Origin of the sequence: Stenotrophomonas sp. JAG2, from assembly GCF_041080745.1 — a bacterium.
Taxonomy (GTDB): domain Bacteria; phylum Pseudomonadota; class Gammaproteobacteria; order Xanthomonadales; family Xanthomonadaceae; genus Stenotrophomonas; species Stenotrophomonas maltophilia_AA.
This window is the reverse complement of sequence record NZ_JBEUMH010000008.1, coordinates 155,429-167,637: the sequence shown is the minus strand read 5'-3', so window position 1 is coordinate 167,637 and position 12,209 is coordinate 155,429. Positions and strand designations below refer to the sequence as shown.

The following is a 12,209-nucleotide window of genomic DNA, read 5'->3' as shown; positions in this document are numbered from 1 at the left end:
ATCAGAATCCGTAACTGAGGGAGAGGGCGGCGGTATCCATGTGGTCGCCACGGGTCATCGGGCTGTCACGCACGGCATCCGCCAGCGAGGTGCGGCGGATCGAGGCGGTGGCGGTCCAACGCGGCCCCAGCGGCATCACTGCGGCGATGTCCAGGTAGGGCGACACGCCGCTGCCGGCGGAGTAGTGCGCCAGGCCGCTGCGGGCGGCTTCGCGTTCGCTGACACCGAAGTAGTAGTCGTTCAGATCGGCACTGGCGTAGTTCAGGCCCACCGCAGGCATGAAGGTCACGCGGCCGGCCGGGATCGGATAGGCATAGCGGGCATCGGCCGAGAAACCGCCGCCGTGCCCGGTCACTTCTGCCTGCGCATTGGCCTGCAGCACGCCCCATTCGGCCTGGTGCCGCCAGGAGACGCCGAGCATGCCGGACAGGCTGCGGTTGTCGAGCTGGCGCAGCTGCGGGTCGTGGCTGTCGCGGCGCTTGAAGCGCATGACGTAGGGCGAGGCGGTCAGGGCCAGCTCGGACTGCGCCGTCTGGTGCAGGCGATAGCCTACGCTGCCCCCGCGGAAGAAGAACGACCGGCCCTCCCAGCTCACGATCGGGGCGGCCAGGCGATCGGTGTCATAGCCGGCGTAGGGGGCCTTGAGCGCGACGACGGCAATGCCGACGCTGCTTTTCCTGCCCGTCTCGGGGGCATCGGCTGCCTGGGCGGCCGTAGCGGTGAACGCACTGGCCAGGGCCAGGCCAGTCAGGGTGGGAAGCGGACGCGAAAAACGAAAACGGACGTGCATGGACCTGCCGAAGGGGAACAACCGGAGTGTCATGGTGGGCGCCCTACATTGTCGGAACGTTACGTCCGGCTGCGCGGTACCATCGCCTCCTTCGTACCCGCAGGCACCGCTCCCATGCGCCTTCTTCTCCTGGAGGATGATCCGGAAATGGCCAGCGCGATCCAGGTCAGCCTGGCGCGCCACGGCATGGTGGTCGACGTGGTCGGCACGATGGCGCAGGCCGATGAAGCGCTCAAGGCCGGCGTCCACCAGATCCTGCTGCTGGACCGGCAGCTGCCTGATGGCGATGGCGCCAGCTTCGTCCGGATCGCGCGCGAGCACGTGCCGAACCTGCCGGTGATCATGCTGACCGCGCGTGCGTCGGTGGCCGACCGGGTCACCGGGTTGGACGTCGGCGCGGACGATTACCTGACCAAGCCGTTCGCCGTCGAAGAGCTGCTCGCGCGGATCCGCGCGATCTCGCGGCGGCCCTCGCAGATCACCTTGCCGGTGTTGTCGCTGGGCCGGCTGCAGTTCGATTTCGTCTCGCGCGAGGCGCGCGTGTCCGAGGTGCTGCTGGCGCTGCCGCGACGGCAGCTGCTGGTGCTGGAGGCACTGGCGCTGCGGCAGGGGCGCACGGTGGGGCGCGCCTCGTTGCTGGAGGCCGTGTACGGGTTCGACGACGCGATCCAGTCCAACGCGCTGGACGCGCATGTCTCCAAGCTGCGCAAGGCGCTGCTGGAAGCGGATGCGGGCGTGGAGATCCACGTCATGCGCGGGATTGGTTATCTGCTCAAGGACACGCCGTGAGACTGCTCAAGCCCGATTCCCTGGCGTTCAACCTGGTGTGGAAGGTCTGCCTCATCCAGGCCGCCACGATCGCGCTGGCATTGAGTGCGATGGTGCTGACCTACGGCGATCGCCGCTCGGCCTACATCGACTGGAAAACCAGCGACCAGATCGCCTCGGCGATCAGCCTGGGTCCCCAGGGACTGGAAGCGGATCTGCCGAAGGTCGATGCAGTGGTACCACGGCCGCCGGCGACCTTCTGGTTCGCCGCCGCCGATGAGCATGGCCGACGCCTGGTGCATGGCGATGTCCCCGTGCAGTACCGCCAGCTGGTGGCACGACTGGATCAGATCGAGCAGACCGACATCCGTACCCGCATCAATGCCGATGCGCTCGCCGTGCGCGTGGTGGTCGTCGATCGGCCGGAAGGGCGACTGCACGTGGCGGTGGGGGGCATTCCCGAGCGCAGCATCGTGCGCCAGCTGCTGCTGATCTTCCGCTATCTGGGCGGCTGGATCGCGCTGCCGGTGCTGGTGATCACCCTGGTGGTGGCACCGTGGGTGATCCATCGCGCGCTGCGCGGGGTGAATCGTGTGGCCGCGCAGGCGGCCGCGATCCAGGTCAACGAGCGTGGCAGCGGCCTGGATACCCGCGCGGTACCGCTGGAAATCTACCCGCTGGTGGACGCCTTCAACGCGGCCGTGCGCCGCATCGGTGAAAGCTACGACGCGCAGGACCGCTTCCTGGCCGGTGCGGCGCATGAACTGCGCATGCCGATCGCGATCCTGGCCACGCGCCTGGCCGACCTGCCCCCGGGCGATGCGCGTTCGCGCCTGCAGCTGGACCTGAGCCGCCTGAGCAACATTGCCGAGCAGCTGCTGGATCTGCAGCGGCTGGACCGGCATGGCAGCCAGTCCCAGCGCATCGACCTGTCCGCGCTGACCCGCGACGTGGCCGCCGATGTGGCGCCGCTGGTGGTGGATGCCGGCTACGGATTCTCGGTGGATGCCCCGGAGCAGCCGATCTGGGTGCGCGGCGACCCGCATGCGCTGCACCGGGTGATCGCCAGCCTGCTGCAGAACGCCATTGCCCACGGCGGCGGGCGGGGCATGATCGCGGTGGCGCTGCACGACGACGGCTGCCTGTCGGTCAGCGATGAGGGCCCGGGCGTACCGGAGGCCGAGCGGCTGTCCGTGTTCGAGCCGTTCCATCGGTTGCGGCCCAGTGGCAGCGGCAGCGGCCTTGGCCTGCATCTGGCCCGGGAAATCGTGCTGCGTCATGCCGGGACCATCGCCGTGGATGGCGCGCCGGGTGGCGGTGCGCGGTTCCTGGTCGTGCTGCCGGTGGATCCGCGGCCGCAACCGGGGCTGGCCCCGGCATGACCAATGGCAGGTGATCCGGCCCGGGCATCGTGGGACAACAGGTGCGTCCCCTTTCAGGTGCCGGTTCGATGCGCGTACGTTCGCTGTTCCCTGTGATCGCGGTATCCGCCCTGTCCCTGCTGGGCCTGTCCGGGTGTGCCACCTATGACGACGTCGCTTCGCGCCCGCAGTGCGAGGATTCGCCGCAGGTCAAGGACCTGCCGGCGCAGGTCGCCCGCCGTGAAAGCCGCTGCAATGAGTTGAATATCCGGTTCAACGACGATCGTGGCGGCGACAGCAAGCCGCTTGATTTCGGCGGCAAGAACAAGGGCGGTTGATCCCGCGTTGGTCAGCGTTTCGCCGGCCCGGCCGGCGGCGCAGCGCAGTAGGCGGCAGGATGCAGGGTTCACTCCTCCATCACCGGGCGTGGGCTGATATGACGCTCGACGATTCTGCCGGTGTTGCGTTGTAGTCCGTGACGGCACCGCGGAACGCGATGATGCGTTGAAGCAGGATGCGTGCGACCCGCCTGTGTGGACATCGCCGGTATCAGGTTTGACGCCAGGTTGTCAGCGCCACTGCCAGGAGGCACGTCATGAAAACACTGTTTTCGCTGCGTCACATCGCACTCGCTGCGGCGCTTACCTGTGTCTCCGCCCAGGCCGATGCCTGCACGCGCGTGGTCTACCTGGGCGACAACCAGGACGTCATCACCGCCCGCTCGATGGACTGGAAGAGCGACGTCGCCACCAACCTGTGGGTGCTGCCGAAAGGCATCGCCCGCGACGGTCAGGCCGGCCCGCGTTCGATCCGCTGGAGCTCGCGCTACGGCAGCGTGGTCGCCACCGGTTATGACATCTCCACCACCGATGGCCTCAACGAGGCCGGGCTGTCGGCCAACCTGTTGTGGCTCGCCGAATCCGAGTACCCGCAACAACGTGGCAGCAGGCCGGGGTTGGCGATTTCGTTGTGGGCGCAGTATGTGCTCGACAATTTCGCTACCGTGGCCGAGGCCGTCGCTGCGCTCGAACGCGAACCGTTTTCGATCGTGACCGACAAGGTGCCCGGCGAGTCGCGGCTGGCCACGCTGCACCTGTCGCTGTCCGATGCCAGCGGCGACAGTGCCATCGTGGAATACATCCACGGCAAGCAGGTGATCCACCACGACCGTGCGTACCAGGTCATGACCAACTCGCCGGTGTTCGATCAGCAACTGGCGCTCAACGCGTACTGGCAGGACATCGGCGGCACCGTCATGTTGCCCGGCACGAACCGCTCGGCCGATCGTTTCGCGCGCGCGAAGTTCTACATCAACGCGATTCCCAAAAGTGAGGATCCAGTGGTGGCGCTGGCCAGTGTCTTCAGCGTGATCCGAAACGTCTCCGTGCCCTATGGGATCACCACGCCGGGCGAACCGAACATCTCTTCCACGCGCTGGCGGACCGTGGCGGACCACAAGCGCAGGCTGTATTTCTTCGAATCGGCGATGACCCCCAATACCTTCTGGGTGGACCTCAACAGGGCGGACTTCTCGCGCGGTGCACCGGTGCTGAAACTCGATCTGGGCCCGGACCAGCGCAATGTGTTCGCCGGCGACGCGCTGCCCCGGTTCCAGCCGTCCGAACCGTTCCGGTTCCTCGGCACCGACGGCTGAGCAGAATCAGACTAATCCGATACCGGCAGGCTGTGGCCTGCTATATCGTTCCTGGCGAGGGAAGGATCCCTCCCGTCGTGAGCTTCCCGCCCAGACTGCCGCAAAGGAACGATCCGCATGGTGATCAAACTGCAACACATCGAACGCCGCTGGCACGTCGTGCACCCGGCCAAATCCGCGCCGATCGCCTTCCGCAGCGGCGCCATCGCCTTCGATTTCGCCGATGCGCTGGCGCGCGAGCACTACGCCGAGACCGGTCACAGCAGCGCGGTCCGCGTACAGGTGCTGGAGACCTACGTGGACGCGGTCCGCTACGGCTGAGCCGACCATCGGTGGCTGTCAGCCGGATGTGACCGCCCGCCGGCGGTCCAGTCAGCCTCGCGTCGGGTACCTAAATAGGGGATGAAATCAGCGACTTCTGGCCTATGTCGCCCCGCCGGACGATCACCGATCCTGTGCGCCTCCCCCACCACGTAACGAGGTTCACATGTCGAACAACAGCCCCTCCCTCGCGGCCAGACGATTGTGCTGGGCCGTCGTGCCGGCACTGATGGCGCTGGCTGGCGCCGCCCAGGCGCAGAGCTACGACCGCTATTACGACGACGGCTATAACGGCGGCCCGGTGCGCTGCGAATCCATCAAGAACCGCACCCAGCAGTGCGCGCTGCCCGGTCGTGCACGGCTGGTGCGGCAGATCTCCGGCTCGCCCTGTGTCGAAGGCCAGACCTGGGGCCAGGCACGCGGCGGCGTATGGGTGACGCAGGGCTGCCGGGCCGAGTTCGTCGCTGAAGGTGGCCGCGGTGGCGGGCGCTGGAATGGCGGCGGTAACGGCTGGGGGCACAACGGCGGCGGCAACAGCGGCCGGGGGCAGATCCTGACCTGCGATTCCAATGACCATCGCCGTCAGCGTTGCGTGGCCAATGTCCGGCGCGAGGCGCGCCTGATCCGCCAGACCTCGCGCAACGCCTGTATCGAAGGCCGCACCTGGGGCTGGGACCGCACGGGCGTCTGGGTGGACGGCGGCTGCCGCGCGCAGTTCCAGATCTACTGAGTACCGGCGTACGACGCCTGAGCGCCCCATCAGCGCTCTATGCCCGCTCAAACAAACGAGGCCGCGTCGATTCGACGCGGCCTCGTTGTTGCTGGGGAACTGCTCACCCCTGGGCGAGGGGGCGCTTCAGCCCGTGGCGCTGAGCGGCTGGCCACTCTTGACCAGCATCGGCCAGCGCTTGAGCACGGTCTGTCGGATGCCGGCGGCATCGATACCGGCCTCGGCCAGCAGGTCTTCGCGGCTGGCGTGGTGCTGGAAGCTGTCCGGCAGACCCAGGTGGAGGAACGGCCTGAGCACGTCTTCGGCGTTGAGCAGCTCGGCCACACCGGAGCCGGCACCGCCGGCGACCACGTTGTCCTCGATGGTCACGAAGCCTTCGTGGCGCTGCGCCAGTTCCAGCAGCAGGGCGCGGTCCAACGGCTTGATGAAGCGCATGTTGACCACGGTCAGGCCCAGCTCGCGACCCACCTGTTCGGCGGCGCTCACGGTGCTGCCAAAGGCGAGCAGGGCGATGCGGCTGCCCTGCAGGCGCAGGTCGGCCTTGCCGATCTCCAGCGTGGACAGGTCCGTGCCGGCGGCGATACCGGTGCCACTGCCGCGCGGATAGCGCACGGCGGCCGGGCCGGCGTAGCGCAGGCCGGTGGTCAGCATCTGGCGGCACTCGGCCTCATCGGAAGGTGCCATCACCACCATGTGCGGCACGCAGCGCAGGAAGCTCAGGTCCAGGTTGCCGGCATGGGTCGCGCCGTCCGGGCCGACCACGCCGGCGCGGTCGATCGCGAACAGCACATCCAGCTCCTGCACGGCCACGTCGTGGACCAGCTGGTCATACGCGCGCTGCAGGAAGGTCGAATAGATCGCCACCACCGGCTTGGCGCCCTGGGTGGCCATGCCCGCGGCCAGGGTCACCGCGTGCTGCTCGGCGATGGCCACGTCGAAATAGCGCTCCGGGAATTCCTTGCTGAAGCGCACCAGGCCCGAGCCCTCGCGCATCGCCGGGGTGATCCCCATCAGCTTCGGCTCGGCGGCCGCGGCATCGCACAGCCAGTCGCTGAAGACGTCGGTATAGGTCGGCTTCTTGGCCCCGCCCTTGGAGACCAGGCCCTTGTCCGGATCGAACGGGCCCACGGCGTGGTAACCGATCTGGTCGCCTTCGGCGCGCTCGTAACCCTTGCCCTTGGTGGTCATCACGTGCAGCAGCTTCAGGCCCTTCAGGCTCTTTAGCGTCTTCAGCGTGGCGACCAGCGCCGGCACGTCGTGGCCGTCGATCGGACCGGTGTAATGGAAGCCCATTTCCTCGAAGAACGTGGACGGCACGAACATGCCCTTCCAGTGCTCTTCCCAGCGCTTGACGAAGCGCGCGGTCGGGTTGTGCTTCTTGTCGCCGAGGATCTTCTTGCCGCCTTCGCGCAGCGCATTGAGCGTGCGGCTGCCGGTGGCGCGGCCGAGCATCTTGGTCAGCCCGCCGACCGCCTCGGAGATCGACATGTTGTTGTCGTTGAGGATCACCAGCAGGTTCGGTTCGCTGTCCATGCCGCCGGCGTGGTTGAGCGCTTCATACGCCATGCCGGCGGTCATCGCGCCGTCACCGATCACGGCCACGACCTTGCGGTCATCGCCTTCGGCCTGGCGCGCGATCGCCATGCCCAGCGCGGCCGAGATCGAGGTGGAGGAATGGCCGACGCCGAAGGTGTCGTATTCGCTTTCCTCGCGCTTCGGGAACGGCGCGACGCCGTCCTTCTGCTTGACCGTGTGGATCTCGTCGCGGCGGCCGGTCAGGATCTTGTGCGGGTAGGTCTGATGGCCGACATCCCAGACGAGCTGATCGACCGGTGTCTGATACAGGTAGTGCAGGGCGACGGTCAGTTCGATCACGCCCAGGCCGGCGCCGAAATGGCCGCCGCTCTTGCCCACCGATTCAATCAGGTAGGCACGCAGTTCATCCGCGATCGCGGGCAGTTCGGATTCATCGAACCTGCGCAGGTCATCCGGTGACTGGATGCGCGCAAGGCGGGGATAGCGGGCGGAGTCGATCATGTTTATCGCGCTTCTTCTGAGCGCCTATTTTCCCCCCCAAATGGGGGTGGGGCAAGCAAACCGCCTTTTCAGTGAGTAAACGGTGACGGTGGCTGCGACAGAACGTCGCAGCGCGCTCAGGCGGAGAGCTTGGAACGCTTGGGAAGCTGCGCCTTCAGGAACGCCATCTGATCGGCCAGGATGTTGCGGTTGGACAGGATCATGTGTTCGATCCAGCTCGGCCGGTAGGGCACCGCGAGCAAGGGCATGCTGGCCTGCTGCGGGGTCCGGTTGCTCTTGCGCGAATTGCAGTGGAAGCATGCGCTGACCACGTTCTCCCACACGTCCAGCCCGCCCTTGGAGATCGGCATGACGTGGTCGCGGGTCAGCTGGGGGCGATTGAACTGTTGCCCGCAGTACAGGCACAGGTGCGAATCGCGCGCGAACAGCGCGGGATTGGACAGGTTCGGGGTGGGATCGATCGCGCGGGAGCGGGCGTGGCCGCGGGCGGCGATGATCGGGTGCAGGTCCAGGCCACTCTGCAGGCCGGTGGTGCGGCAGATGCCGCCATGGATGTGCAGGCAGGGGTCGCCGAGGGTCCAGGCCACCGCGCCGCGCGCGTAGAGGCAGGAGGCATCCTGCCAATTGATCCAGTCGAGCACGCGCCCGTGGGCGTCCAGGGCCAATAACCGTACCGAGCCGGGCCGATGCAGCGTAACGATCGGCGACACCTCGGCGACCGGGGCGGACGAGGCTCCGGTATCGATCAGACCCAAGCGTGTAGTGTCTGTCTCCATCGGGAAAACAGCTTATACCCGAATCGTTACGAATTGGGTATAGGGGCTTGCGCCCCTACCCGATTCGTAACGATTCGGACAGGCATTCCACCTAAGCCCCGCGCCTGTCGGCGCGCCCCCTTGAACATCAAGGGGGCTTTTCTCCAGAAGGTGTATCGGGGTGCCGACCAACGGTCGGCAGCTACCCGGGGCGACCGGTAGCCACCAACCGTCCGACCGGTAACCACCGACCGTCCCACCGGTAGCCACCGACCGTTGGTCGGTGGGCCGGTCAACGATCAACCTTCGCCGAAGTGCGCGTCGGTCATCGCCATCAGCGGCTCGGCGCCGGCCTGGATCGCGGCGGCGTGGCTGAGCGTGCGCGGCAGCACGCGGGCGAAGTAGAACCGGGCGGTTTCGCGCTTGGCCTGCTTGAACGCCGCGCTCTGCGCGGAGGCATCGGCGGCGGCGACGCTGCGCGCCCACCAGTAGGCCAGCACCACATAGCCCGAGTAGAACAGGTAATCGAAGCTGGCCGCGCCGAGCTCATCGGGGTTGCCGGCCGCGCGCTGCAGCGTTGCCATGGTCAGCTTGCCCCATTCGTCGGCCTTGGCGCGCAGCGGCGCGATGAACTCGGCCAGCGCCTCGTTGCCTTCATTGGCCTTGGCGAAGGCCTCGATCTCGGCGAGCATCAGCTTCAGCCCGGCGCCCTGGCTGGACGCGGTCTTGCGGCCGATCAGGTCCAGCGCCTGGATGCCGGTGGTGCCTTCGTACAGCGTGGTGATGCGCGCATCGCGGGCCAGCTGCTCCATGCCGTGCTCGCGGATGTAGCCGTGGCCACCGAAGCACTGCAGCGCGTTGTAGGTGTTCTCGATACCCCATTCGGTCTGGCAGGCCTTGGAGATCGGGGTCAGGAAGCTCACCAGCGTATCGGCGCGCTCACGTTCGCCGGCATCGTCGGCATGGTGGGCGATGTCGATCAGGGTGGCCGCGTGCAGCGCGAGCAGCCGGCTGCCTTCCACCAGCGATTTGATGGTCAGCAGCATGCGCCGCACGTCCGGGTGGACCAGGATCGGATCGGCCGGCTTTTCCGGGTTCTTCGGGCCGCTCAGCGAGCGCGACTGCAGGCGCTCGCGGGCGTACTTGAGCGCGTTCTGGTAGGCACGCTCGGACAGGCCGATGCCCTGCAGGCCGACCCCCAGCCGCGCGGTGTTCATCATGGTGAACATTGCCTGCAGGCCCTTGTGCGGCTGGCCGACCAGGTAGCCTTCGGCACCGTCGAAGTTCATCACGCAGGTAACCGAGCCCTTGATGCCCATCTTGTGTTCGATCGAGCCGCAGCGCAGCGCGTTGCGCTCGCCAACCTTGCCTTCGCGATCGACCTTGAACTTCGGGGTGACGAACAGCGAGATGCCCTTGGCACCGGCGGGTGCATCGGGCAGCTTGGCCAGCACCAGGTGCACGATGTTGTCGGTGAGGTCGTGCTCACCGGCGGTGATGAAGATCTTGGTGCCGGTGATCGCGTAGCTGCCGTCCGCGTTCGGCTCGGCCTTGGTCTTGAGCAGGCCCAGGTCGGTGCCGCAATGCGGTTCGGTCAGGCACATGGTGCCGGTCCAGCGGCCTTCGATCAGCGGCTTGAGGAAGGCCTCCTGCTGCCACGTCTCGCCGTGCTGCTTGAGCGCTTCGATCGCGCCGTGCGAGAGCAGCGGGAAGTTGCCCCAGGCCAGGTTGGCGGCGTTGATCATTTCGTTGAGCGGCACGCCCAGCGTATGCGGCAGGCCCTGGCCACCCAGCTCCGGCGCAGCGGTCAGGCCGGTCCAGCCGCCGTCGACGAACTGCGTGTAGGCCTGCTTGAAGCCGGGCGGGGTGGTGACCTCGCCGGTGGCCTGGTCAAGCACGCAGCCGATCTCGTCGCCCACGCTGTTCAACGGTGCCAGCACGCTGGTACTGAAGCGGCCGGCTTCTTCCAGCACGGCATCGACCACATCGGCGGTGGCATCGGTCAGGCCGAGGCGCGCGAACAGCGGCTCGACCTTCAGCACGTCATGCAGGGCGAAACGGATATCGGAAAGCGGGGCGGTGTAGCTGCTCATCGGGTACGGTCTCGATCAGTGGCAAAGGAAGGCGGAAAGCCGCCGGTCAGCGCAGGACGCCGGGCAGGCCGGGGGCCTGGTTGAGCGTGCTGCGGCTGTCAATCTCGAAAGTGCGTTGCTTCTTTTCCTGCGGGGTGGCGCTCACCGAACCCTTCAGCGAATACCCCAGGGTGCGGTTGCCGGCCAATGCATCGGCCATGACCAGGCGTGCGCCCGAGCTTGGCTTGAGCTCCACGTTCACCACATCGGCCGACACGCCGCCGATCGACAGCGCGGGCTGCAGCTGCAGCTGGCCGGCGTCCTGGTCGCTGACCGTGAGCTGGAGCGAGACGGCGTCGAAGGTCATCGGCATCGAGCTGAAGTTCTGCAGGCGCAGCGCGACTGTCCAGCTGCCATCGGCACGCACCGTCAACTCCTGCACGCTGGCGGCCGGCTCGGAAACGCGTTTGACCGTCTTGTTGCAGGCGGTCAGGGCCAGCGAGGCGATGACGATCAGGGCGAGGGCGAGGCGGGGACGGAAGCGGTGGGACATGGCGCAATCCTCAGGCGGGTGTTGCATGGGTATGAGCATACTACGGCGTATGGTGTTCGCGCTGCCTGCGGCAGCGTGACGCAAGGGTAGGGCACCGGAAGGAGGACGCCACGTGCTTTTAGTCTTGGGGGCGCGCCCAGCGGGCCGCCGGGCGGCGTGGGCGGGTCAGTCCAGCGGCGCCATCACCCGCAGCGGGGCGAGGTCATAGCCCATCGCCTCGGCGCGGGCCTTGAGCTGCCCGAACAGGGCGGTGTCCATGCTCGGCGAGCGCGACAGGATCCACAGGTACTTGCGGTCCGGCTCGCCGACCACCGCCCATTGGTACTCCGGGTCCAGTGCGATCACCCAGTAGTCGGCCCAGACCAGCGGTACCCAGGACAGCCAGTCCGGCACGAAGCGCACCTGCAATTGCCCAGGGTGGCCCTCGACCGGGCGCGCCACGCCATCGGCGGCCACGCGGTCGCCATCGGCCACGCGGCAGGCGTTGTGCACGCTGATCCGTCCATCGGCACGCAGGCTGTAGGTGGCGGTGATGTCGCCGACGCACTTCTTCTGGAACGAGACCGGCAGGTGTGCGATTTCATGCCACTGGCCGGCATAGCGGTCCATGTCCAGCGCCTCCACCGAGGTCACCGGCGCGGCGGCCCAGGCCGACCCGGAGGCGGCGAGGGCGAGCAGGGCACTGATCAGATAGCGGCGGCGCATTGTCGACACTCCACACAAGACGCAGCGAGCTTAGGCACAGGCAGGACGGAAATTGTGAATATTCCGTCATTCGGTGCTGGGAGATCGCGGTGTTGTACACCTGCAGTGCGTTGCGGACGCCGCTTCGATCATTGCGTCATCGTCGCGTGCGCTGACGCGCTGAGCGGAGGTCGTGGCACGCGATCACGCAGCGGACAGGCGAGTGATGATCGGCGCACGAAGCTGTGCGCACACTGCCTGGTTGAAGGACGCGATGTGGCTGTGCCGAACGACAGACAAAAAAAATGACCTGCATTTCTGCAGGTCATCTGAAAGTGTGGTGGCCGGGGACGGAATCGAACCGCCGACACGGGGATTTTCAATCCCCTGCTCTACCAACTGAGCTACCCGGCCACTTCATCGCTGCGTTGCCGCTGGCGAGGACGCGAATAATACGGAGGTATGCAGGGTTCGGCAAGCGTTT

At 67.0% G+C, this 12,209-nt stretch carries 12 protein-coding genes and 1 tRNA gene; 6 read left to right on the top strand and 7 right to left on the bottom strand.

What is annotated here, in order from left to right:
• Position 1 precedes the first annotated feature (1 nt).
• Positions 2 to 790, bottom strand: coding sequence for a MipA/OmpV family protein (locus AB9O74_RS12540; protein ID WP_369349509.1), 789 nt, complete (start codon positions 788 to 790; stop codon positions 2 to 4).
• Positions 791 to 904: 114 nt separating this feature from the next.
• Here AB9O74_RS12540 and AB9O74_RS12535 point away from each other — a divergent pair, with 114 nt between their 5' ends.
• The 6 genes from AB9O74_RS12535 to AB9O74_RS12510 all read left to right on the top strand — a co-directional run bounded on the left by AB9O74_RS12535 (position 905) and on the right by AB9O74_RS12510 (position 5,624).
• Positions 905 to 1,579 carry a response regulator transcription factor gene (locus tag AB9O74_RS12535; RefSeq protein WP_179458421.1) on the top strand — a complete coding sequence of 225 codons (675 nt, stop codon included), beginning with the start codon at positions 905 to 907 and terminating at the stop codon, positions 1,577 to 1,579.
• Complete coding sequence (locus tag AB9O74_RS12530) at positions 1,576 to 2,940, top strand: sensor histidine kinase (protein ID WP_369349508.1); 1,365 nt, start codon at positions 1,576 to 1,578, stop codon at positions 2,938 to 2,940. Before AB9O74_RS12535 ends, AB9O74_RS12530 begins: the two co-directional genes overlap by 4 nt.
• Positions 2,941 to 3,008: 68 nt before the next feature.
• On the top strand, positions 3,009 to 3,257 hold the full coding sequence (locus AB9O74_RS12525) for a hypothetical protein (protein ID WP_369349507.1): 249 nt from the start codon (positions 3,009 to 3,011) through the stop codon (positions 3,255 to 3,257).
• 257 nt (positions 3,258 to 3,514) lie between these two features.
• Positions 3,515 to 4,573, top strand: coding sequence for a linear amide C-N hydrolase (locus AB9O74_RS12520; RefSeq protein ID WP_369349506.1), 1,059 nt, complete (start codon positions 3,515 to 3,517; stop codon positions 4,571 to 4,573).
• Between the two features lie 117 nt (positions 4,574 to 4,690).
• Entirely contained in the window at positions 4,691 to 4,894 is a 204-nt protein-coding gene (locus tag AB9O74_RS12515) for a hypothetical protein (RefSeq protein ID WP_176989368.1), read from the top strand.
• Between the two features lie 166 nt (positions 4,895 to 5,060).
• Positions 5,061 to 5,624 carry a DUF3011 domain-containing protein gene (locus AB9O74_RS12510; RefSeq protein WP_369349505.1) on the top strand — a complete coding sequence of 188 codons (564 nt, stop codon included), beginning with the start codon at positions 5,061 to 5,063 and terminating at the stop codon, positions 5,622 to 5,624.
• A 126-nt stretch (positions 5,625 to 5,750) separates the two neighbouring features.
• On the opposite strand, the gene dxs is transcribed toward AB9O74_RS12510, so the two are convergent.
• The 6 genes from dxs to AB9O74_RS12480 all read right to left on the bottom strand — a co-directional run bounded on the left by dxs (position 5,751) and on the right by AB9O74_RS12480 (position 12,139).
• Positions 5,751 to 7,661, bottom strand: a complete 1,911-nt coding sequence (dxs, locus tag AB9O74_RS12505) for a 1-deoxy-D-xylulose-5-phosphate synthase (RefSeq protein ID WP_369349504.1) — start codon at positions 7,659 to 7,661, stop codon at positions 5,751 to 5,753.
• A gap of 116 nt (positions 7,662 to 7,777) precedes the next feature.
• Entirely contained in the window at positions 7,778 to 8,437 is a 660-nt protein-coding gene (locus tag AB9O74_RS12500; RefSeq protein ID WP_176989371.1) for an HNH endonuclease, read from the bottom strand.
• 278 nt (positions 8,438 to 8,715) lie between these two features.
• Positions 8,716 to 10,509, bottom strand: a complete 1,794-nt coding sequence (locus AB9O74_RS12495) for an acyl-CoA dehydrogenase C-terminal domain-containing protein (protein ID WP_369349503.1) — start codon at positions 10,507 to 10,509, stop codon at positions 8,716 to 8,718.
• A 46-nt stretch (positions 10,510 to 10,555) separates the two neighbouring features.
• On the bottom strand, positions 10,556 to 11,041 hold the full coding sequence (locus tag AB9O74_RS12490) for a hypothetical protein (protein ID WP_369349502.1): 486 nt from the start codon (positions 11,039 to 11,041) through the stop codon (positions 10,556 to 10,558).
• A gap of 165 nt (positions 11,042 to 11,206) precedes the next feature.
• A complete protein-coding gene (locus AB9O74_RS12485) occupies positions 11,207 to 11,746 on the bottom strand; it encodes a lipocalin family protein (RefSeq protein WP_346478131.1) in 540 nt (179 codons plus the stop codon).
• Between the two features lie 317 nt (positions 11,747 to 12,063).
• Positions 12,064 to 12,139: transfer RNA gene (locus tag AB9O74_RS12480), tRNA-Phe, on the bottom strand.
• Between the last annotated feature and the right edge of the window lie 70 nt (positions 12,140 to 12,209).

Bases quoted from the DNA above. Each gene is read 5' to 3' on its own strand.
- AB9O74_RS12540 (WP_369349509.1), bottom strand. From the start codon at position 790: ATGCACGTCCGTTTTCGTTTTTCGCGTCCGCTTCCCACCCTGACTGGC.
- AB9O74_RS12535 (WP_179458421.1), top strand. From the start codon at position 905: ATGCGCCTTCTTCTCCTGGAGGATGATCCGGAAATGGCCAGCGCGATC.
- AB9O74_RS12525 (WP_369349507.1), top strand. From the start codon at position 3,009: ATGCGCGTACGTTCGCTGTTCCCTGTGATCGCGGTATCCGCCCTGTCC.
- AB9O74_RS12520 (WP_369349506.1), top strand. From the start codon at position 3,515: ATGAAAACACTGTTTTCGCTGCGTCACATCGCACTCGCTGCGGCGCTT.
- AB9O74_RS12515 (WP_176989368.1), top strand. From the start codon at position 4,691: ATGGTGATCAAACTGCAACACATCGAACGCCGCTGGCACGTCGTGCAC.
- AB9O74_RS12510 (WP_369349505.1), top strand. From the start codon at position 5,061: ATGTCGAACAACAGCCCCTCCCTCGCGGCCAGACGATTGTGCTGGGCC.
- dxs (WP_369349504.1), bottom strand. From the start codon at position 7,661: ATGATCGACTCCGCCCGCTATCCCCGCCTTGCGCGCATCCAGTCACCG.
- AB9O74_RS12500 (WP_176989371.1), bottom strand. From the start codon at position 8,437: ATGGAGACAGACACTACACGCTTGGGTCTGATCGATACCGGAGCCTCG.
- AB9O74_RS12495 (WP_369349503.1), bottom strand. From the start codon at position 10,509: ATGAGCAGCTACACCGCCCCGCTTTCCGATATCCGTTTCGCCCTGCAT.
- AB9O74_RS12490 (WP_369349502.1), bottom strand. From the start codon at position 11,041: ATGTCCCACCGCTTCCGTCCCCGCCTCGCCCTCGCCCTGATCGTCATC.
- AB9O74_RS12485 (WP_346478131.1), bottom strand. From the start codon at position 11,746: ATGCGCCGCCGCTATCTGATCAGTGCCCTGCTCGCCCTCGCCGCCTCC.